The sequence below is a fragment of the Rhodanobacter geophilus genome (genome assembly GCF_040812275.1).
GTDB lineage: Bacteria > Pseudomonadota > Gammaproteobacteria > Xanthomonadales > Rhodanobacteraceae > Rhodanobacter_A > Rhodanobacter_A geophilus.
Genome location: NZ_JBFOHL010000004.1, coordinates 223,149 through 243,561 on the forward strand (window position 1 = coordinate 223,149; position 20,413 = coordinate 243,561).

Annotated in this window: 24 protein-coding genes; 5 read left to right on the top strand and 19 right to left on the bottom strand. The window is 68.0% G+C overall.

Annotation, left to right across the window (positions count from 1 at the left end):
* Positions 1-7: 7 nt before the first annotated feature.
* On the top strand, positions 8-448 hold the full coding sequence (locus ABQJ56_RS06525) for a SufE family protein (RefSeq protein WP_367844186.1): 441 nt from the start codon (positions 8-10) through the stop codon (positions 446-448).
* 130 nt (positions 449-578) lie between these two features.
* Here the strand turns inward: ABQJ56_RS06525 and dksA are convergent, their stop codons facing one another.
* Positions 579-1,763, bottom strand: coding sequence for an RNA polymerase-binding protein DksA (gene dksA, locus ABQJ56_RS06530; protein WP_367844187.1), 1,185 nt, complete (start codon positions 1,761-1,763; stop codon positions 579-581).
* A gap of 116 nt (positions 1,764-1,879) precedes the next feature.
* Here dksA and yidD point away from each other — a divergent pair, with 116 nt between their 5' ends.
* Positions 1,880-2,149 carry a membrane protein insertion efficiency factor YidD gene (gene yidD / locus ABQJ56_RS06535; protein ID WP_367844188.1) on the top strand — a complete coding sequence of 90 codons (270 nt, stop codon included), beginning with the start codon at positions 1,880-1,882 and terminating at the stop codon, positions 2,147-2,149.
* Positions 2,150-2,202: 53 nt separating this feature from the next.
* Here the strand turns inward: yidD and folE2 are convergent, their stop codons facing one another.
* From folE2 to efp, 7 genes are all read right to left on the bottom strand, one after another.
* Positions 2,203-3,144, bottom strand: coding sequence for a GTP cyclohydrolase FolE2 (folE2, locus tag ABQJ56_RS06540; RefSeq protein ID WP_367844189.1), 942 nt, complete (start codon positions 3,142-3,144; stop codon positions 2,203-2,205).
* Positions 3,145-3,254: 110 nt separating this feature from the next.
* Positions 3,255-4,106 (bottom strand): squalene/phytoene synthase family protein, encoded by an 852-nt coding sequence (locus ABQJ56_RS06545; RefSeq protein WP_367844190.1) that lies wholly within the window; start codon positions 4,104-4,106, stop codon positions 3,255-3,257.
* The gene (gene gph, locus ABQJ56_RS06550) at positions 4,103-4,777 is read right to left on the bottom strand and encodes a phosphoglycolate phosphatase (RefSeq protein ID WP_367844191.1); all 675 of its coding nucleotides are present in this window, start codon (positions 4,775-4,777) and stop codon (positions 4,103-4,105) included. The genes ABQJ56_RS06545 and gph overlap by 4 nt, the downstream gene beginning before the upstream one ends.
* On the bottom strand, positions 4,774-5,478 hold the full coding sequence (gene ubiG, locus ABQJ56_RS06555; RefSeq protein ID WP_367844192.1) for a bifunctional 2-polyprenyl-6-hydroxyphenol methylase/3-demethylubiquinol 3-O-methyltransferase UbiG: 705 nt from the start codon (positions 5,476-5,478) through the stop codon (positions 4,774-4,776). Before ubiG ends, gph begins: the two co-directional genes overlap by 4 nt.
* Positions 5,479-5,569: 91 nt before the next feature.
* A complete protein-coding gene (locus ABQJ56_RS06560) occupies positions 5,570-5,824 on the bottom strand; it encodes a YciI family protein (RefSeq protein WP_367844193.1) in 255 nt (84 codons plus the stop codon).
* Positions 5,825-5,966: 142 nt separating this feature from the next.
* Positions 5,967-7,298, bottom strand: a complete 1,332-nt coding sequence (locus ABQJ56_RS06565; RefSeq protein WP_367844194.1) for a TRZ/ATZ family hydrolase — start codon at positions 7,296-7,298, stop codon at positions 5,967-5,969.
* 222 nt (positions 7,299-7,520) lie between these two features.
* Positions 7,521-8,090, bottom strand: a complete 570-nt coding sequence (efp, locus tag ABQJ56_RS06570) for an elongation factor P (RefSeq protein ID WP_367844195.1) — start codon at positions 8,088-8,090, stop codon at positions 7,521-7,523.
* A 111-nt stretch (positions 8,091-8,201) separates the two neighbouring features.
* On the opposite strand from efp, the gene epmB reads away from it, so the two are divergent.
* Both epmB and ABQJ56_RS06580 read left to right on the top strand, forming a co-directional pair.
* Complete coding sequence (gene epmB / locus ABQJ56_RS06575) at positions 8,202-9,224, top strand: EF-P beta-lysylation protein EpmB (protein WP_367844196.1); 1,023 nt, start codon at positions 8,202-8,204, stop codon at positions 9,222-9,224.
* A 115-nt stretch (positions 9,225-9,339) separates the two neighbouring features.
* Entirely contained in the window at positions 9,340-11,382 is a 2,043-nt protein-coding gene (locus ABQJ56_RS06580; protein ID WP_367844197.1) for an EAL domain-containing response regulator, read from the top strand.
* A 101-nt stretch (positions 11,383-11,483) separates the two neighbouring features.
* Here the strand turns inward: ABQJ56_RS06580 and rplS are convergent, their stop codons facing one another.
* The 8 genes from rplS to ABQJ56_RS06620 all read right to left on the bottom strand — a co-directional run bounded on the left by rplS (position 11,484) and on the right by ABQJ56_RS06620 (position 17,584).
* On the bottom strand, positions 11,484-11,879 hold the full coding sequence (rplS, locus tag ABQJ56_RS06585) for a 50S ribosomal protein L19 (RefSeq protein ID WP_077482024.1): 396 nt from the start codon (positions 11,877-11,879) through the stop codon (positions 11,484-11,486).
* 135 nt (positions 11,880-12,014) lie between these two features.
* On the bottom strand, positions 12,015-12,767 hold the full coding sequence (gene trmD, locus ABQJ56_RS06590) for a tRNA (guanosine(37)-N1)-methyltransferase TrmD (protein ID WP_367844198.1): 753 nt from the start codon (positions 12,765-12,767) through the stop codon (positions 12,015-12,017).
* Positions 12,768-12,786: 19 nt separating this feature from the next.
* Entirely contained in the window at positions 12,787-13,308 is a 522-nt protein-coding gene (gene rimM, locus ABQJ56_RS06595; protein WP_367844199.1) for a ribosome maturation factor RimM, read from the bottom strand.
* 10 nt (positions 13,309-13,318) lie between these two features.
* The gene (gene rpsP / locus ABQJ56_RS06600; RefSeq protein WP_367844200.1) at positions 13,319-13,573 is read right to left on the bottom strand and encodes a 30S ribosomal protein S16; all 255 of its coding nucleotides are present in this window, start codon (positions 13,571-13,573) and stop codon (positions 13,319-13,321) included.
* Between the two features lie 286 nt (positions 13,574-13,859).
* Positions 13,860-15,245 carry a signal recognition particle protein gene (gene ffh, locus ABQJ56_RS06605; protein ID WP_367844201.1) on the bottom strand — a complete coding sequence of 462 codons (1,386 nt, stop codon included), beginning with the start codon at positions 15,243-15,245 and terminating at the stop codon, positions 13,860-13,862.
* Between the two features lie 64 nt (positions 15,246-15,309).
* Positions 15,310-16,638 (bottom strand): alpha/beta fold hydrolase, encoded by a 1,329-nt coding sequence (locus tag ABQJ56_RS06610; protein WP_367844202.1) that lies wholly within the window; start codon positions 16,636-16,638, stop codon positions 15,310-15,312.
* Positions 16,635-17,261, bottom strand: coding sequence for an SdpI family protein (locus ABQJ56_RS06615; RefSeq protein WP_367844203.1), 627 nt, complete (start codon positions 17,259-17,261; stop codon positions 16,635-16,637). The genes ABQJ56_RS06610 and ABQJ56_RS06615 overlap by 4 nt, the downstream gene beginning before the upstream one ends.
* Before the next feature lie 38 nt (positions 17,262-17,299).
* On the bottom strand, positions 17,300-17,584 hold the full coding sequence (locus tag ABQJ56_RS06620) for an autorepressor SdpR family transcription factor (protein WP_367844204.1): 285 nt from the start codon (positions 17,582-17,584) through the stop codon (positions 17,300-17,302).
* A gap of 119 nt (positions 17,585-17,703) precedes the next feature.
* Here ABQJ56_RS06620 and ABQJ56_RS06625 point away from each other — a divergent pair, with 119 nt between their 5' ends.
* Positions 17,704-18,501, top strand: coding sequence for a cytochrome C assembly family protein (locus tag ABQJ56_RS06625; protein WP_367844205.1), 798 nt, complete (start codon positions 17,704-17,706; stop codon positions 18,499-18,501).
* A 50-nt stretch (positions 18,502-18,551) separates the two neighbouring features.
* Here ABQJ56_RS06625 and cgtA read toward each other — a convergent pair whose 3' ends face one another.
* From cgtA to rplU, 3 genes are all read right to left on the bottom strand, one after another.
* Entirely contained in the window at positions 18,552-19,625 is a 1,074-nt protein-coding gene (gene cgtA, locus ABQJ56_RS06630; RefSeq protein WP_367844206.1) for an Obg family GTPase CgtA, read from the bottom strand.
* A gap of 192 nt (positions 19,626-19,817) precedes the next feature.
* Positions 19,818-20,075 (bottom strand): 50S ribosomal protein L27, encoded by a 258-nt coding sequence (gene rpmA / locus ABQJ56_RS06635; RefSeq protein WP_367844207.1) that lies wholly within the window; start codon positions 20,073-20,075, stop codon positions 19,818-19,820.
* Positions 20,076-20,095: 20 nt separating this feature from the next.
* A complete protein-coding gene (rplU, locus tag ABQJ56_RS06640) occupies positions 20,096-20,410 on the bottom strand; it encodes a 50S ribosomal protein L21 (RefSeq protein WP_367844208.1) in 315 nt (104 codons plus the stop codon).
* Positions 20,411-20,413: the final 3 nt, after the last annotated feature.

A 20,413-nucleotide genomic window follows, 5' to 3' on the forward strand; every position in this document is an offset into this window, starting at 1 on the left:
TGGGCGCATGAACACCACTGCCACATCGAGCGCCGACGAGGCGCAACGCGAGATCGCCGAGGAGTTCGCCTACTTCAGCGAGTGGAGCGAGCGCTACCAGTACCTGATCGACCTCGGCCGGCAATTGCCGCCATTCCCCGATGAGTACCGCAGCGAGGCCTGGCGCGTGCACGGCTGCCAGTCGATGGTGTGGCTGGTGCCCGGCGGCGACGCTGCGCGCATGCATTTCGCGGCAGCCAGCGACTCGGCGATCGTCTCCGGCCTGATCGCCCTGGTGCTGCGCGTGTATTCCGGCCGCCCGGCCGCCGAGATCGTGGCCACCGAACCGGACTTCATCCAGGCCATCGGCCTGGCCAAGCACCTCTCGCCCACGCGTTCGAACGGGCTGGCGGCGATGCTGGCGAAGCTGAAGAGCTACGCCGCGGCGGCCACCGACGGCAAGGAATAAGAAAAGAGCGGGCCTCTTTTCGTTTCGCGCCCACACAAAAAGCCCCGCTCGAGGCGGGGCTTTTTGTGTGGAGTCCGGCATGGATGCCGGTTTGATCTTCGCGCTCATGGAGGAGCGCAGAGAACCGCCATCAATCCCCCATCTGCTTCTGCAGGTGCTCGCGCCGCTCCTGGGCATCCAGCGACAGCGTGGCGATCGGGCGTGCATCGAGGCGGTCGACGCCGATCTCCTCGTCGGTTTCCTCGCAGTAGCCGTAGCTGCCTTCCTCGATGCGGCGCAGCGCCTTGTCGATCTTGGAGATCAGCTTGCGGTAGCGGTCGCGGGTGCGCAGTTCCAGCGAATTCTCGGTCTCGCGCGTGGCGCGCTCGGCCTCGTCGCCCACGTCGCGCACCTCGTCGCGCAGGTTGTCCATGGTCTGGCGCGACTCCTCGACCAGCTGGTCGCGCCAGTCGCGCAGCTTGTTGCGGAAGTAGGCCAGGTGCATCGGGTTCATGTACTCCTCCTTGCTGGAGGGGCGATAACCCTTGGGCAATGCGATCTGGGTGGTGGCGGGCAAGGCGTAGCGCCCGTCTTCGCGGGTCACGCCGTTGTCTAGGATTTTTGCAGCCTGCTTGTTCATTGAGGACGATGCGTTTTTCGATGGCTTGTGGGATGCATGAGCCGTGGCGCTCGCGGTACGCGGCAACACCATGGCCGTGGCACTCGCCACCTTGCCCTTGAGCGGCAAGGCGGCGGGCGGGGATGGTTTCTTCTCGGCAGGCGCGGCCTTGGCCGGTGCGGCCACGGGCCGGGAAACGACAGGCTTGTCCTTGCCCGGCCTGGCAACGGCCGCCGGCTTCGCCGCAACCGGCTTCGGCGCCGGCTTCGGTACCGGCTTCTGCGCCGGCTTGGCAGCCGGTTTCGCAACCTTCTTCGCGGCCGGTTTCGGCACGGACTTGGTCACTGCCTTGCGGGCGATGACCGGCTTGGCGGCTGGCTTTTTTGCAGCCGGCCTTGTCGACTTCGCGGCTGCGGGCTTCCTGGCCGCTGGCTTCGTGACTTTCTTCGCCGCCTGCTTGCTGGCAGCTGCCGGCTTCCTTGCCGCGATCTTCTTCGCCACGGGCTTCTTGGCCACCGGCTTTTTCACGGCGGGCTTGGCCACCTTCTTCGCGACAGGCTTCTTGGCTGCAGCCTTTTTCGCGGGGGTCTTCACCGTGGCCTTCGATGTCCGCGCGCCGACGGCTTTCGCCTTGCCGGCTGCAGCATCATGCGCCCGGGCCCGAGCCTTTCCCTTGGTAGCCTTGGCGGTGGTCGAACTGCGCGTGGTTTTCGCCATATTCCTTCACCATTTTTGGCCTTGGCGGCCGGGTGTTATAGCCCATGTGTCCTACACCGGCAAGCCGGCTTCTGGGATACTAGGCAACACTACCGGCGGCAAGTTGTTCCGGCAACGTGAATGTTCCGACCCGATTCCTGCTGTTCCTGCTGCGCCTCTACAAACGCTGGCTCAGCCCCCTCCTGGGACAGCGTTGTCGTTTCTACCCCAGTTGCTCCGATTATGCACGGGTCGCAGTCACGCGCTTCGGTCCCTGGCGCGGTTGCCTGCTCACCGGTTGGCGCCTGCTGCGCTGCCAGCCGCTGTGCGAGGGGGGCGAGGATCCGGTGCCCGAGCGCTTCCATTTGCGGCCATGCCGCTCGCACGGGGATCGGCACGTGCACTGAGGACGGTGCCGCGCACGCAGGGTCAAAAGGCCCGGTGACCGAGCGTGGACCAATCAGGCGCCGAAGCCCCCGGGCACGCCCTTGCTGGCGTAGGCCACCGCGTCGTGGGGATGCAGGCTCTCCTGATGCTCGACGCGCACATGGAAATCGGCGAGGCGCTCGTCGGCGTCCAGCGCGAGCTGGATGCGGCGTGCGGCGTCCTCGCAGAACATCAGGTTGCCGCCGTTGGCGAGCGCGAAGGCCTGTTCGTCCTCGCGCTTGACCGCGGTCTGCACCGGGGTGCCCAGCGCCTGCTCCACGCGGTCGAGCGTGTCGATCAGGTCGAACGGCACGCCTTCCCTCAGGCGCACCAGCAGCCGCGCCACGCTGCGCTGCGCGTGCGGGGTGGCGACGATGCCGCGCTCGCTGCCCAGCCAGGCCAGCACGGCGGCAGGGTCGACCGGGCTCGCCGCGTTGAAGTCCTTCGCGAACTGTTCCTGGATCAGCTGGCGTGACAGCGCGGCGGAGGCCGGGCAGGTGGAGGAGTAGACCACCTCGGTGCCCAGCTCCAGCCGGAAGCCGTCCGGGCCCAGGCTGGCCTCGACCGACACCGGATAGCTGCGCCAGCCGCTGTGGCCGCTGCGCAGGGCGTTGCGGCGCACCAGCGCGTCGAAGCGGATGCTGAGGCGGGCGTGGTCGGACAGGCCGGCGTGTGACTCGAGGAAGGCGCGCAGCAGGTTTTCCAGCATCGCCGCGCCCAGCGGCTGCGTGCCGAGATGGTGGTCGACCAGCAGGTACAGGCGTGACATGTGGATGCCGCGCTTGTCCGGATGCACCAGGTTGACGAAAGCGCCGACCTGGGCATTGGCGCGTTGCACTTCGCCGTCGCCGGCATCGAAGCGCACCGGCACCTCGATGCCGTCCATGCCCACCCAGTCCAGCGCGCCGCGCAGATGTGGCTGCGCCTGGGCGGCGACGTCGGGCATCAGGCGGGCGGTGTTTTCGTGGCTGTGCATGGGTGTTCTCGCAGGGCGGAGCGGCGTTGCCACCACCGAAGCTGCCTATTTTGGGCCAGCCTCTCGCATTGCAACAGCAGACGGCAGGGAAACGCTGCGTTCCGCCGCGCTCAGTCCGTCGCACCGTGCCAGCGTCGAGCCGCCTGCCAGGCGGCGAAGGTCGTGCCGAAGCCCCCGCGGCCGCCCTGCTGCAACACGGTCAGCGGATCGTCTACGCCACGGGCACGGCGCAGCAGGCGCTCGGCCTCGCGCGATTCCAGTGCCCGGAACACGCTGAGCGGACCGGGCAGGCGCGCCGATGCGCGCCAGGCCGATTGCAGGTCGGCCAGCTGCGCCTTGACCGCCTCGTCGCGCGCCGCGCTGCGCTGGCGCAAGCCGGTGCGGGCCAGGCCGTAGCGGGCCAGCTGCGCCATCGGCAAGGGCAGGCGATCGCGCTCGGCGTCGTCCTCCAGTCGGCGCAGCGCGTACAGCAGGTGACCGAGCACGGCCACGCGCGCAGCACGTTCCGGCACCGCCGCGTCGCCGTACCACCACGCGGTTTCCAGCGCCGCCAGCGCGCCATGCAGTGGTCCGGCAGCGGCCAGCTGCGCGGAAAAATCCGCCGCCGTGCCCTCTTCCAGTTGCGCCATCGCGGCCAGCACCGGGGCCAGCCAGCATTCGACGGGAATCGCATGGGCGCGTTCGTCGTCGAACAGCACCTGGGTCAGCGGATGACGGCCGCCGCTGGCCGCGGCGCCGGACAGTTCCTCGGCCCACCAGTTGAGCTTGCCCAGCGCCACCTGCGGCTCGCGGATGCCGTAGCTGGCGGACAGCAGTTCCTGTTCCAGCGCAGCCAGCGCGACATGGCCGGGGTACTTTGCCGGATCGACGAAGGCCAGCGCCACGCGCTGTGCCGGCTGCACCGCCAGCCACTTGTCGACGTAGCTCTGCAGCGCGCCGTGGGATACCGCCAGCTCGTTCACACCGTCACCTGCAGCCCCAGCAGTTCGGCCAGCTGGCGCGGATGGTCGAGCACCGCGTCGGCGCCCCAGCTTTCCGGGTCGCCGCCGTCCAGATAGCCCCAGCGCACCGCCACCGTGTACAGGCCGGCGGCGCGGCCGGCCTCGACGTCGCGCGCGTCGTCGCCCACGAACACGCAGCGCGCGGGCTCCACCTGCGCGTGCTCGCAGGCCAGCAGCACGGGCGCAGGGTCGGGCTTCTTCACCGGCAAGGTGTCGCCGCAGACCACCGCGCTGGCGCGCAGGTCCCAGTCCATGCGCTGGATCAGCTCCTCGGTGAGGAAGCCGGGCTTGTTGGTGACGATGCCCCAGCGCAGCTCCTGCGCCTCGATGGCCTCCAGCAGGGGAGCGATGCCGTCGAATGGCCGCGTGTGCGTCGCCAGCATGCCCTGGTAGATCTCGAGGTAGCGCGGCAGGCGCGCCAGCAGCGCTTCGTCGTTCTCGGCGAACGCGCAACGCAGGATCGCCCGGCTGCCGCGCGAAACCACCTCGCGCACCGCGGCGTAGTCCGGCACGACCGCGCCGGCTTCGGCGCAATAGGCCGCGAGCGCGGCATGCAGATCGGGGGCGCTGTCGAGCAGGGTGCCGTCGAGGTCGAACAGCACGCCCGCGATTTTCGCTGGCAGGGGCTTCATGCCGGCTTCCTTGCGCAGAGGATGTAGTTGATCGGGGTGATGCGGCTCAGCCAGGCCTTGCGGCTGAGCGGGTTGTAGCCGAGGCCGCTGACGTCTTCCAGCTCCAGGCCTGTCTGGCGCAACAGGCGCGCCAGCTCGGAAGGCTTGAGGAACTGCGCGTAGTGGTGGGTGCCGCGCGGCAGCAGGCGCATCAGGTATTCCGCGCCGAGGATGGCGGCGCCGAATGCGGCCGGCGTGCGGTTGAGCGTGGACAGGAACACGCGGCCGCCTGGCTTGAGCATGGTGGCGAGGTCATGCACCAGCGCGGCGGGATCGGGCACGTGCTCGATCAGCTCCATGCAGCACACCGCGTCGAACGCCTCCGGCTCGGTCGCGGCCAGCTCGGCGGAGGACTGCTTGCGGTAGTCCACCTTGAGGCCGGATTCATGCAGGTGCAGGCGCGCGATCTCGATCACCTTGAGGCCCATGTCGATGCCGGTGACCTGGGCGCCCGCGCGGGCCAGCGCCTCGCTCAGCAGGCCGCCGCCACACCCGACGTCGGCGAGCTTCGCGCCGCGCAGGTCCACGCGCGCCGCGACGTAGTCGGCGCGCACGGGATTCAGGTCATGCAGCGGGCGCGACTCGCCGTCCGGGTCCCACCAGCGTGCGGCCAGCTGGTCGAAGCGGGCGATCTCGGCAGGGCTGACATTGGCTGCGGTCATGTTCGAGTCCACGGTGGATTCATGAGTCTATTGAAAAGCGGGGCCGCGGATGGCCGCTCCTTGACCTTCGCGCTCATGGATGAGCGCAAAACTAATCCGCAAGCCATTCGTGCACCGTGATGTCCCAGCCGCCACTGGTATGCGCGGGATCGCGATGGGCTATCGCCAGCGCCTCGGCTGGCGACGCGGCACGCAGCAGGTAGGCGCCGCCGGACTTGTCGCTGAACGGCCCGGACAATTCGTTGCGCCCCTGCGCGCGCAGGTCTTCGAGGAACTCGCGGTGCAGCGGGACGATCGCCGGGTCGCACTGTGGTCGGCGCATGAGCATCACGAGATAGCGATTCATCGCGGAAGCCTGTTGAAAAGTGCAGCCAGGGATGGCTGCTTTTTGATCTTGGCGCTCAAGGATGAGTGCAAAAGTTCAACTGTAAAGTGCGGCCAGGGACGATCGCCTCGCGACTTCCGTGCCCACGGACGAGCGCGAGAATTCAATGCGTCGCTATGCGTTCGCGCCAGGCACGCGTGCGGGCAAGGATGGCCTCCACGTCCATGCCCACCAGCTCGCGCGCGGCGAGCTTGCGGTGGCCGGCGATCCACACGTCGCTGACCTGGTGGCGACTGGTGGCGTAGGCCAGCTGCGAGGCCACGTGGTACAGCGGCTGCGTTTCCAGGTCGGACAGGCGCACCGCGGCGAGGTCGGCCTGCTTGCCCGGCTCGATCGAACCGATCTTCGCCTCCAGCCCCATCGCCTTCGCGCCGCCCAGCGTGGCCGCGCGCAGCGCGCTGGCGGCGTCGAAGGCGGCGGCGTCCTGCGCCACCGCCTTGGCCAGCAGCGCGGCGGTGCGCAGCTCGCCGAACATGTCGAGGTCGTTGTTGGAGGCGCAGCCGTCGGTGCCGATGGCGAGGTTCACGCCGGCCTTGCGCAGCTTCTCCGCCGGGCAGAAGCCGGAGGCCAGCTTGAGGTTGGACTCGGGACAGTGCACCACCGACACGCCGGCCTCGGCACAGGCGGCGATCTCGCCGTCGGTGAGCTGGGTCATGTGCACCGCGATCAGGCGGTCGTTGACCAGGCCCAGCTTCTGCAGGCGCTGGAACGGGCGCAGGCCGCTCTTCCGCTTCTCTTCCTCGACCTCGTGCGCGGTTTCGTGCAGGTGCAGGTGCACCGGGATGTCGAGCTGGTCGGCCAGCACGCGGATGCGCTCGAAACTCTCGTCGGAGACGGTGTACGGCGCATGCGGCGCGAACGCGGTGGAGACCAGCGCGTCGCCACGGAAGCCGTCGTGCACTTCGCCGGCGCGCTCGAAGTATTCGTCCTGCGACTTCGCCCACGCGGTGGGGAACTCGATCACCGGCAGGCCCACCACCGCGCGAAAGCCCAGCTTGCGGTAGGTGGCGCCGATGGCGTCGGGGAAGAAGTAGTTCTCGTTGGCGCAGGTGGTGCCGCCGCGCAGCATCTCGGCGACCGCCAGCTCCACGCCGTCACGCACGAACTCGGGGCCGATCACCTTGGCCTCGGCCGGCCAGATGTGCTGCTGCAGCCACACCATCAGCGGCAGGTCGTCGGCCAGCCCGCGCAGCAGGGTCATCGGGTTGTGCGTGTGGGCGTTGACCAGGCCGGGGATCAGCGCGTGCTCGGGCAGGCGGACGGTTTCGCGTGGGGCGTAGGCCTTGCGCGCCGCGGTGACCGGCAGCAGAGCCACGATGCGGTCGCCATCGATCGCCACCGCGTGGTCTTCCAGCACCATGCCGTGTGGCTCCACCGGGACGACCCAGCGGGCTTCGATGAGAAGGTCGATGGACTGGGGCTGGGTTTCGCTCATGAAAAACTCCATCAAGCGGATAAGCGAAGGGCGGCCTACCTTGCGGCGCCGCCCCTTGGCTCGTCATTTTGCTCGTCATTCCGGCGAAGGCCGGAATCCAGTGACTTTCGTGTGATCGTGCGAAGGGGCTTTGTGTGCTGCGCACGAGTACTTCACTGGATCCCGGCTTTCGCCGGGATGACGAACCGGCAAAGGCGCGGGCAGAGCCCGCGCGCCGGTTCGTCACTTGCCGACGCGGCTGACGTATTCGCCGGTGCGGGTGTCGACCTTGATGATCTCGTCCTGGCTCACGAACAGCGGCACGCGCACCACGGCGCCGGTTTCCAGCGTGGCCGGCTTGCCGCCGCCGCCGGAGGTGTCGCCGCGCACGCCGGGGTCGGTCTCGATGATCTTCAGCTCGACGAAGTTCGGCGCCTGCACCGCGATGATCTCGCCGTTGAACAGCGTGACCACGCACTCTTCCTCGCCCTTCAGCCACTTCGCGGTGTCGCCGATGCCGGCCTTGCTGGCCTGGTGCTGCTCGAACGACTCCTGGTGCATGAAGTGCCAGAACTCGCCGTCGGAGTACAGGTACTGCATGTCGGTGTCGGTGACGTCGGCGACCTCGAAGCTGTCGCTGGACTTCATCGTCTGCTCGGTGGTGCGGCCGGTCTTCAGGTTGCGGATGAAGATGCGGGTGAACGCCTGGCCCTTGCCGGGCTTGATGAACTCGGCTTCGGTGATGATCCACGGATCGTTGTTGTGAAGGATCTTCATGCCCTTCTTGACGTCGTTGAGACCGGCGGTGGCCATGCGGTGAACTCCAGGAGGTGAATGGTCAGGGCCCGAACGGCACCCCTGCGCCGCAGCAGGCGGCTAGAATGAGCGGTTCGAGGGTCCGGTACGGCCCGGACAAGGCCCCACATGATAACCGCAAGCCCCGGCGCACGCATTACACCCGCCCCCGGCGCGCCTGCCGATGACTGGCGGCAGTCGTGGCGCGCAGCCGTCACCGATGCATCCGAACTGCTTGCCCTGCTGGGCCTGTCCCGGTTCGCCGCGCAGCTGCCGCCGGCCGATGCCGGCTTTGCCCTGCGCGTGCCGCGCGGCTTCGTGGCCCGCATGCGCCACGGCGATCCGCGCGATCCCCTGCTGCTGCAGGTGCTGCCGCAGCTGGCCGAACTGGACGAGGTGCCCGGCTTCGCGACCGACGCGGTGGGCGACCTGGCTGCACGGGAAGCGCAAGGCGTGCTGCACAAGTACCGCGGCCGCGCCCTGCTGATCGCCAGCGGCAGCTGCGCGATCAACTGTCGCTACTGCTTCCGCCGGCACTTTCCCTATGGCGAGGAAATGGCCGCCGCCGGCCGATGGCGCAAGGCGCTGGAACACGTGCGCGACGACGCCTCGATCGGCGAACTGATCCTCTCCGGAGGCGATCCGCTGGCGCTGTCCACGGCCAAGCTGGAAGAGCTGTCGCAAGGCCTCGCCGGCATCCCGCACGTGGCCCGACTGCGCATCCATACCCGCCTGCCGGTGGTACTGCCCGAGCGCATCGATGACGCCTTCGTCGCCTGGCTGGCCGCCCTGCCGCTGCAGAAGGTGGTGGTGCTGCACGCCAACCACGCGAACGAATTCGACGCGGGCGTGGATGCCGCCTGCGCCCGCCTGCGTGCTACGGGCGCCACCGTGCTGAACCAGTCGGTGCTGCTGCGCGGCGTCAACGACGATGCCGATGCGCTGGCCGCGCTGTCCGAGCGGATGTTCGCCGCCGGCGTGCTGCCCTACTACCTGCATCAGCTCGACCGCGTGCAGGGCGCCGCGCATTTCGAGGTGGACGACGCCCGCGCGCTGGCATTGCTGGATGCGCTGCGCGCCCGCCTGCCCGGCTACCTGGTGCCGAAGCTGGTGCGCGAAGTGGGCGGCGAGCCATCCAAATGTCCGTTGTAAACCGGCGACCGGTCACGCCCGTTTGGCCGTCCGCTGGCAGTTCCGCCGCCAATCCGTTACAACCAAGCCTGCGCATCGTCCCGCCCGGAAGTCGCTTCCCGCAACACGGCAGCCCATGAAAAAAGACTTTGTCATCAGGATCCTCTTCATCGAGCACTCGGTCGAGGAGGCGGAGCAGATCATCAGCCTGCTGCGCAACACCGGCATCGCGGTGCGCCCGGCACGTGCCACCGCCGCGGAACAGGTGCAGGCCGCGCTGACCGAGCTGGAGCCGGACCTGGTGATGTTCGACCCCGCCAATGGGACCGTCGCCCTGCCGGACGTGGTGCGCATGCTCGACGCCCACGGCAGCGACTACTCCCTGCTCGGCCTGGTCGGCTCGCTGGACAACCGGGAGGTGGCGGAGCTGTTCGAACAGGGCGTGCATGGGGTCGCCGCGCGCAGCATGCCGGGCCAGCTGCTGGCCGTGCTGCGGCGCGAATTCGAGGCCTTGCAGACCCGGCGCCAGCTGCGCCGGCTGGAAGCCACCCAGCGCGAACTGGAGCGCCGTTGCGACGCCCTGCTCGACTCCTCCCGCGACGCCATCACCTACGTGCACGAAGGCGTGCACGTGCGCGCCAACCAGGCCTACCTGGAAACCTTCGGCCACGAGAGCTTCGACGACCTGCTCGGCATGCCGATCCTCGACATGATCGACGCCGCCAACGTCGACGAGTTCAAGAACCTGCTGCGCGGCCACACCCGCCAGGAGAAGCTGCCGAACCAGGTCAGCCTGCGCGCCCGCCGCGCCGACGGCAGCCCGTTCGACGCCACCGTGGAATTCGCCCCGGCCACGTTCGAGGGCGAACCCTGCCTGCAGATCGTGTTCCGCCGCCAGGTGGTCGACCCGGCCATGCTCGCGCAGCTGCAGCGCGACCCGGTCACCGGCCTGTACAACCGTGCGCACATGCTGGAAAGCATCGACCACGCGGTGATCGACGCCGCCAAGGGCAAGAAGGGCCAGTCGCTGCTGCTGATCGAGCCGGACAACTGGACGGCGCTGGTGGGCAGCATCGGGCTGGCCAAGGCCGACGAACTGCTGGCCGGTTTCTCCGACCGCGTGCGCATGCTGCTGGGCGCGGACGACATCGCCGGCATGCTGGCCGAACACACGCTGGGCGTGATCCTCGACTCCCGCCCGGACGAGGCGATCCGGGAATGGATCGCCAGGCTGCAGCACAACATCGGCAGCGAGATCTTCGACGCCGGCTCGCGCTCGATCACGGTCACCGCCAGCGTCGGCGGCAGCCTGCTCGGCGAGAAGAACGCCAACACCGAGCTGCTGCTCAACCAGGCCAGCCAGTCCCTGCGCACGGCCCAGAGCCTGGGCAGCAACCAGGTCGAGCTGCACGACCCCGCCGCGCGCGAGAAGGCCGACGAGGAGCGCGAGCGCTACTGGCTGGACCTGCTGCGCAAGGCGCTGGAGGGCGAGGGCCTGATGCTCTACCACCAGCAGACCATCAGCCTGCAGGACGCCGAGGGCGACTATTCCGAAATCCTGCTGCGCATGAACGGCCCGCAGGGCGAGGTGCTGCCCGGCTTCTTCATGCCGATCGCCGAGAAGCACGGCCTCACCGGCGCGATCGACCGCTGGGTGCTCGACCAGACCATCCATGCGCTGCAGCGGCGCGAAAGCCTGGGCCAGCCGACCACGTTCTTCGTCAAGCTCACCGCCGCTTCGCTGCAGGACGCCACGCTGCTGAAGTGGCTGGGCGAACGCCTCGGCCAGGCCGGGCTCAAACGCGGCCGGCTGGTGCTGGAGATGACCGAGAGCAAGGTGATGACCCTGCTGCGCCCCGCGCAGGAGTTCGTCTCGGCGTGGAAAAAGCTCGGCGGCCGCTTCGCGCTGGAGCAGTTCGGCTCGGGCCTCAACTCGTTCCAGCTGCTCAACCACATCGACGCGGACTACCTCAAGATCGACCGCAGCTACATGGCCGACCTGCCGCAACACCCCGAGAACCAGAAGAAGGTGACCGAGCTCTGCCAGCAGGCCCAGGCACTGAAGAAGCAGACCATCGCCGAGTGGGTCGAGGACGCCACCAGTACCTCGCTGCTGTTCTCCGCGGGCGTGGACTTCGTGCAGGGCAACTTCCTGCAGGTGCCGCAGCGGCTGGATTGACCGCGACGCCCCGGCACCTGCCTTTCTGCCGCCGTCCGGCAACAAAAAACCCGCGGAGCGATCCGCGGGTTTTCAGTGTGCTGCGATGACGGCGCCCGCGCTTACTCGGCGCTGGCGGCGGCCTTGTTCGCGGCCTTGATCGCGGCGGCGGCGGCGATGTCTTCCTTGATGCGGGCAGCCTTGCCTTCCAGGCCGCGCAGGTAGTACAGCTTGGCGCCGCGCACCTTGCCCTTGCGCTTCACCTCGACCGAATCGATGGCCGGGCTGTGCGCCTGGAACACGCGCTCCACGCCGGTGCCGTGCGAGATCTTGCGCACGGTGAAGGCCGAATGCAGGCCACGGTTGCGCTTGGCGATGACGATGCCCTCGAAAGCCTGCACGCGCTCGCGATTGCCTTCCTTCACCTTGACGTTGACCACCACGGTGTCGCCGGCGCCGAACTCCGGCAAGGGACGGGTGATCTGCTCGGCTTCGAACTGCTGGATGATCTTGTTCATGGCGACCTCAGTGGTTTGCGGCGTTCCCTGCCGCGGTGGTTCTGTCAGCGGCCATCCATGACCGCGATTGTCATTGGTTAATTGCGATCATCCTGATCGCGAGGATCAAACAGCGGCCATCCGTGTCCGCACTCTTCAACTTCCACCCGCCGCGAAATGTTCGCGACGGAATTCTTCCAGCAACGCACGGGACTCCGCATCCAGCGCGCGTTGCGCCAACAGCTCCGGGCGCCTGAGCCAGGTCCGGCCCAGCGCCTGCTTCAGGCGCCAGCGGCGGATCGCCGCGTGGTCGCCGGAGAGCAGCACCGCCGGCACCTCGCCGTAGGCGTCCCGCACCGGCTTCGCGTAGTGCGGGCAGTCCAGCAGGCCGTTCGAGAACGAATCCTGCTCGGCCGACTGCGCATCGTTCAACGCGCCGTCCTGCAACCTGCCCACCGCGTCGATCACCACTGCGGCACCCAGCTCGCCGCCGGACAGCACATAGTCGCCGATGGAAAGCTCCTCGTCGACCTCGTGCGCCAGCAGCCGCTCGTCCACGCCCTCGTAGCGCCCGCAGAGCAAGGCGATGCGCGGCATCTGGGCCAGCGCCTCCACCCTGCCCTGCGTCAGCCGCGCTCCCTGCGGACTGAGGTAAATCACGTGCACCGGTTCTGGTGCCGCCTCGCGCATGGCCCCGAGGGCCGTCCGCAAGGGCTCGATCAGCATCACCATGCCGGGCCCGCCGCCGCAGGTGCGGCCGTCCACGGTACGGTAATTGTCGGTGGCGTAGTCGCGCGGGTTCCAGGTTTCCACCTGCAGCAGCTCGCGCTGCTGCGCGCGTCCCACCACACCGACGGCGGCGCACTGGCGCATGAAGTCGGGAAACAGCGTGACGACATCGATGCGCATGGACCTCAAACTCCAGCTTTCAGAATTCGGGATCCCAGTCCACCACCATGCGCCCGCCGGACAGGTCCACCGAACGCACGTAACTGCCCTGGATGAAGGGGACCAGCCGCTCGCGCTCGCCGTCCCGCACCACCACCACGTCGTTGGCGCCGGTGGCGAACAGGTGGCTGACCCGCCCGAGCACCGCGCCTTCGGTGGTGACGACCTCGAGCCCTTCGAGGTCGACCCAGTAATACTCGTCCTTGCCGGGAGGCGGCAGCTGCCCGCGGGCGACGTGGATGTCGCTGCCGACGAGGGCGGCTGCCGTGTCGCGGTCGTCCACGCCGGGCAGGCAGGCCACCAGGCCCTTGCCCTGCGGGCGCCCTTTCGCTCCCGCGATCTCCTTGACCACGCCCGGCGCCGTCGTCAGCAGCCAGGGGTGGTAGTCGAAGATCTTCGTGCGCGGCTCGGTCCAGGATTCGAGCTTGACCCAGCCCTGCACGCCATACAGCCCGACGATGCGCCCGACCGGGACGCGCCGACCGGCTGCCGCTTCACTCATCAGAGCCGGCTCAGGCCGCCTGCTGCTTGCCGGCTTCCTTCACGAGCGCGGCGACCTTGTCGCTCAGCTGGGCGCCCTTGCCCACCCACTCCTGCACGCGCGCGACGTTCAGCTCGAGGCGCTTGTCCTTGCCCGAGGCGACCGGGTTGTAATAGCCCACGTTCTCGATGTTGCGGCCGTCGCGCTTGTTGCGCTGATCGGTGACCACGACGTGGTAGAACGGGCGGCCCTTGGCGCCACCGCGCGAAAGACGAATCTTGACCATGATGAAAGCTCCAGAGATGCCGGAATCGCCGGCCACACGCACTGAGACCGTGCGCGGTAAACGCGGCATTTTAGGGACTTGCGGTTGAAAAAGGAAGAGGTGGCGTGGTTCCGGCATGGGCATCAGCGCCAGCCCAGCTGAAAAGCCGAAGCCTTGCCTGAAGCCCGGGAAGGGCTTTCCTGCCCTTCCCGGGCTCGCCAAGGCCGGCAAAGCGGCCTTGGCTCCGTCCCGATCGCCATGGCGATCGGGACGCGCGGGCCATCCATGGCCCGCCTCCGTATTCGCGTCAGCGCGGCGGGAGCCCGCCCATGCCGCCCATCCCGCCCATGCCCTTCAGCGCGCCGCTCATCTGGCGCAGCAGGCCCTTGCCGCCGCCGCGGGAGAGCTTGGACATCATCTTCTCCATCTGCATGTACTGCTTCAGCAGGCGGTTGACGTCGGCAGGCTGGGTGCCCGAACCCCTCGCCACGCGGGCACGGCGCGAGCCGTTCAGCAGGTTGGGATGGCGGCGCTCCTTCGGCGTCATCGAGCCGATGATCGCCACCATGCGCTTGATCTCGCCGTCGTTGACCTTGGACTTCACGCTGTCGGGCAGGCCGGAGACGCCGGGCAGCTTGTCCATCAGGCCGGCCAGGCCGCCCATGTTGTTCATCTGCTCCAGCTGGTCGCGCATGTCCTCGAGGTCGAAGCGCTTGCCCTTCATCACCTTCTGGGCCAGCTTCTGCGCCTTTTCCTGGTCGACCTTGCGCTCGACCTCCTCGACCAGCGACAGCACGTCGCCCATGCCGAGGATGCGCTGCGCCAGGCGGTCGGGATGGAACGGCTCCAGCGCGTCGGTCTTCTCGCCCGCGCCCAGGAACTTGATCGGGCGGCCGGTGACGTAGCGCACCGACAGCGCCGCGCCGCCGCGGGCGTCGCCGTCGGTCTTGGTCAGCACCACGCCGGTGAGCGGCAACGCGTCGGCGAAGGCCTTGGCCGTGATGGCGGCGTCCTGGCCGGTCATCGAGTCGACCACGAACAGCGTCTCGACCGGCGTGATCGCGGCGTGCAGCGCCTTGATCTCGGCCATCATCGCCTCGTCCACGTGCAGGCGGCCGGCGGTGTCGACCAGCAGCACGTCGACCACTTCGCGGCGCGCGGCGGCGACCGCGTCCCTGGCGATCTGCACCGGATCCTGTCCGGCCGCGGACGGGAAGAACTTCACGCCCACCTGTTCGGCCAGCGTGCGCAACTGCTCGATGGCGGCCGGACGGTAGACGTCGCAGCTCACCACCATCACCTTTTTCTTCTTGCGCTCGGTGAGCAGGCGCGCCAGCTTGGCCACCGTGGTGGTCTTGCCCGCACCCTGCAGGCCGGCCATCAGCACCACGGCGGGCGGCGTGGCGGCGAGGTTCAACTCGCTGTTGGACGTGCCCATCACCGCGGTCAGTTCGTCGCTGACCACCTTCACCAGCGCCTGGCCCGGCGACAGGCTCTTCATCACGTCCTGGCCCACCGCGCGCACCTTGACGCGCTGGATCAGCGCCTGCACCACCGGCAGCGCCACGTCGGCCTCCAGCAACGCGATGCGCACCTCGCGCAGGGCCTCGCGGATGTTTTCCTCGGTCAGCCGGCCGCGGCCGCGCAGGCGGTTGACGGTGGCGGAGAGGCGTTGGCTGAGCGATTCAAACATGGATGCGGCATCGGTATGAGCGAACGGATGATTATAGCCGAGGCCACCCGGGACCTGCCTGCGGTCAGCGCGCAGGCTGCGCCTTCACCCACGACGCGATGTCGTCGATCACCTCCGCATCCACATGCGCAGGCGCCTTGTAGTCGGCCAGCGTACCGGTCTTGCCCGCCGGCATGAACAGGTGGCTTAGACCCGGATACAGGTGAAAAGTCGTATGCGGACGGCCGGCCAATTCCTTCCGCCAGTGCGCAAAGTCCAGCGTGGACGATACCTGGAAGTCGTCGTTGCCCTGCAGGATCAGCATGGGCGTCGACAACGCCCTGGCGTCGGCCACCGGATCAACCCGTGACCAGCTCAGCCAGTAGCCCTGCGGGACGCCCTTGAAATCACCCTGCGGCGCGGGCTGTCCCGGACCGACCGCGGCCAGCAGCTTCTGTTCCTCGACATAGGGTTGCACCGCCTGTGCAATGGCTGCCGACTGATTGTCGACCTTGGCCGTCTGCTCACGTACCTGCTGCTCCAACACGTCAAAGATTCGCCGCGCCGGCGCAGCCATCAGCACCAGGCCTGCCAACTGCGGGTCGTGCTCACCGATACGCGGCGCCATCATCGCGCCCAGGCTGTGGCCGAGCACGAACACGCGCCGCGGATCGACGGTTTCCTGCCGCGCCAGCAAACGGGCCGCCGCCACCGCGTCGTCGGTCACTTCCGCGTCGATAACGGGGCCGCTCTTGCCACCCCAGTCTTTGGGATGGTCGAAGGTCCGCTTGTCGTAACGCAGAGAAGCGACGCCAGCACGCGCCAATCTTTCAGCGATATCGCGAAACGGTTTGTTGGGGCCAACGGTCTCATCCATGTCGTGCGCGCCGGAACCGGCCACCATCACCACCGCAGGAAACGGCCCGGTTCCCGGCGGCATGGTCAGTACGCCGCGCAATGGGCCGACCGGTGTCGGCACATCCAGGGGCGACACCCGCACGCCATCGGCCTCGACATGGGCCTGCACGGGCGTTTCCGGCGGCACGAACCGATACCCGATGATCTTGTCCTGCGCATCGCAGGCCACCATGAAGTCGAGTCGTGCCTTGGCGAAATTCAATGTCGCCAGCACGACGGGATGTCCAGCGAAAACCGCCACTCGCGGCGCGTCGTGCGACCTGTAGGCACCCTGCAGGCTTTGCAATCGCTGCCAAGCCTGCTCAAGCCTGTCAGCGTTCAGCTTGCTTGCGACGGCGTCGCTGAAATCCTTGCGCGCACCGGCGTAATCGCCATGCGTCAGGGCATCCAGCGACGCGGCCGCATGGGCAACGCATGCCGAAGTCGGGACATCGGCGGCGTGAACGGCGGGCGCAGACAGAATGACCGCAGCCAGCAAGACATGCGCAAATTTCATGACCCGTCTCCTTCCGGTGAATGGCGCCCTTCCAGGCGTCGGTAGATGAAATACGAATAGATCGCTGGAATCAGCAGCACGACCACCACGGCTGCCAGCGTCCATCCCACCATGGCACCGGCCAATCCAAGGACGACCATCGCTGCACCGGCCAGCACGTAGGTCCAGCCGGCCAGCCGGTGCGTGCGTTCCCACACCGCCTCGCTGGCCAGCGTCCATGGCGTGCGGATGCCCATGAAGAAGTTGCGGCGCAGCTTTCCCATGTAATTGCCGAGCACCATCAGCAGCACGCCGACGCCCAGCGGCGCAATGACCGCCATCGGCACGGCATGGCCGGCCCCGGCCAGCATCGCCGTGATGCCCAGCACCAGCATCACGCCCTGGATCACCAGCATCAGCACGCCATACACGCCGGCGAAGGACTCCATCTCGAAACGCTTCGGCGAAATGCGCGGCAACACCGCCGCGAGCACGGCCAGCCCGGCGATCAGCAGGGGCCACATGGCCACCGCCCAGAACCGGGAGGCATAGCCGTTCGGCTGTCCATCGACATCCCAATGGCTAGGTACGCGTGCCGGCAGATGCGGCCAGAGCCAGATCGCCACACCGACGGCGGTGGCCACGAAGACCGCGGAAACGATCAGGGTGCGTGCGGGTTTCATCACTTGCCTCCAGCCTTGCCCTTGGCAGGGAACAGATCCATCAGCATCCGCGCGAGGTCCTCGAACACGGTGCTGTTGAGCGAATAGACGATGTACTGGCCGCGCCGCTCGGTGCGCACCAGGTCGGCATGCTTGAGTACCGCGAAGTGATGCGACAACGAAGCCGGCGTGATGTCGAACGCCTCGCCGATTTCGCCGGCGGTGAGCGAACCGCCCTGCAGGCGCTTGAGGATCGCGCGGCGGGTCGGATCGGCCATGGCCTTGAATACTTCCTGCTGCTTCATGTGGCACATCATCCGCAGAACACTTCTAGATATTTAGATATTTTTCTAAGTATTGCAAGTACCGTGCGTCGATGAGAACCATTCCGGTCTGGCGAAAGGCTGTGCCACACTTCCCAGCCATGTCACTCGCCCTGCCCGCCATCCTCGCCATCGTGTGCTACCTCGGCAGTACCAGCCTGCTGGCCGCACCACTCACCGGCTGCCCGCGCACGCCACAACGGCTGGGCCTGTCCATCGCCACGCTGGCCGTGCTGCTGCACATCGCGGTGCTGCTGGGCGCGCACGGCGGGCGGGTGGACCTGCACTTCTTCGCCGCACTGTCGCTGGTCGCCTGCGTGGTGGCGGCGCTGACCCTGCTGGTGAACCTGTCGCGGCCGGTGGCCGGGCTGGGCGTGATCGTGTTCCCGCTGGCGGCGCTGCTGCTGGGGCTGGACGTGTTCCTCGCGCCGCCGACCACGCCGAACCCGCTGGACTGGCAGATCAGCCTGCACGTGGCGATCGCCCTGCTCGGCTACAGCCTGCTGTCGATCGCCGCCGTGGTGGCGGTGCTGCTGGCGGTGCAGGAACGCGCGCTGCGCACGCACCGCCCGATCCGGCTGGTACGCGCGCTGCCGCCATTGACCCAGACCGAATCGCTGCTGTTCCGCCTGATCGGCGCCGGCTTTGCCCTGCTCACGCTCACCCTGCTGAGCGGCGCGCTGTTCATCCAGAACATCCGTGCCCAGCACCTGATCCACACCACGGTACTCAGCGTGCTGGCGTGGCTGATCTTCGGCGTGCTGCTGTGGGGCCGCTGGAAGCACGGCTGGCGCGGGCGCAGCGCGGTGAACCTGTGCCTGGCCGGCATGGCCGTGCTGCTGCTGGCCTTCTTCGGCAGCAAGGCGGTGCTGGAATTGATCCTGCACCGCAGCGTGTAGGAGCAACTTCAGCCGCGATTCGCTCGCTAGGGTCGCGGCTGAAGCCGCTCCTACGGCTCGCCGCGCAAACGCACGTCGCCGGGCGCGATCCCGGCGTGCTCTTCCGCACGCGCCGCGCGCTGTTCCTCGAAGAAACGCTGCACCTGCTGGCACACCGCCATGGTGTTCTCTCGCGCGAGTGCGGAGACGAGGAACCACGGCGCCTGCCACTCCAGGCGACGCACGATGTCCTCGGCCACCTGCTGGCGCTCGTCCCCGGGCAGTGCGTCGGACTTGTTCAGCACCAGCCAGCGCGGGCGCTCCAGCAATTCGGGGTTGAATTTCGCCAGCTCGTGCTCGATGGCGCGCACCTGCTCCACCGGGTCGGTGTCGTCGATCGGCGCGATGTCGACCAGATGCAGCAGCAGGCTGGTGCGCGACACGTGGCGCAGGAACTGGATGCCCAGCCCGGCGCCGTCGGCCGCGCCCTCGATCAGGCCCGGGATGTCCGCGATCACGAAGCTCTGGTCGGTGCCCAGGCTCACCACGCCGAGGTTGGGATGCAGGGTGGTGAACGGGTAATCCGCCACGCGCGGCGTGGCCGCCGACACCGCGCGGATGAAGGTGGACTTGCCCGCGTTCGGGAAGCCGAGCAGGCCCACGTCGGCGAGCAGGCGCAGCTCCAGCTTCAGCTCGCGCGCCTCGCCCGGCGTGCCCTGCGTGAACTGGCGCGGCGCACGGTTCACCGAAGTCTTGAAATGGATGTTGCCGAGGCCGCCCTTGCCGCCCTGCGCCACCAGCAGGCGCTGGCCGTGCGCGGTGAGGTCGCCGATCATCTCGTCGGTGTCGACGTTGGTGACCATGGTGCCCACCGGCACGCGGATCGTGGTGTCCTCGCCGCCCTTGCCGTACATGTCGCTGCCCATGCCGTTCTGGCCGCGCTGCGCCTTGTAGCTGCGCTGGTGGCGGAAGTCGACCAGGGTGTTCAGGCCCTCGTCGGCCACCAGCCACACCGAGCCGCCGCTGCCGCCGTCGCCGCCGTCCGGCCCGCCGAACGGGATGAACTTCTCGCGCCGGAAACTTGCACAGCCGTTGCCGCCGTCGCCGGCCTGGACCTTGATGATTGCTTCGTCGACGAATTTCATGGGGTGGGGCCTGGGAACGGGGAACGGGGAACGGGGAACGGGGAACGGGGAACGGGGAACGGGGAACGGGGAACGGGGAACGGCAGCTACAGGGTAGCGGGAAGTATCCATTCCCCGTTCCCTGTGGCCCGCTCCCCGCCCAAAAACAAAAGCCCCGCCGGAGCGGGGCCTTCGCTGCAGCTTCGCGGAGGCTTACGCCTTGACGACGCTGACGAAACGGCGGTTGTTCTCGCCACGGACCTTGAACTCCACCGTGCCGTCCACCAGGGCGAACAGGGTGTGGTCGCGGCCGAGGCCCACGCCGGTGCCGGGATGGAACTGGGTGCCGCGCTGACGCACGATGATGTTGCCGGCCTCGATGGCCTGGCCGCCGTACACCTTCACGCCCAGGTACTTCGGGTTGGAGTCGCGACCGTTGCGGGACGAACCTACGCCTTTTTTGTGTGCCATGACTGTTTACTCCGGCTGTATCAGGCGTTGATGCCCGTGATCTCGACTTCGGTGAAATGCTGGCGGTGGCCCTGCTGCCGCTTGTAGTGCTTGCGGCGGCGGAACTTGATGATGCGGATCTTGTCGGCACGGCCGTGCTTGCGCACGGTGGCGGACACGGTGGCGCCGGCCACGGTGGGCGCACCAACGGTGATCGACTCGCCTTCGCCAACCAGCAGCACCTGGTCGAACTTCACGGCGGCGCCTTCTTCGGCGTCCAGCAGCTCCACGCGCAGGACGTCGCCCTGCTGCACACGGTACTGCTTGCCGCCAGTCTTGATGACTGCGTAACTCATGGG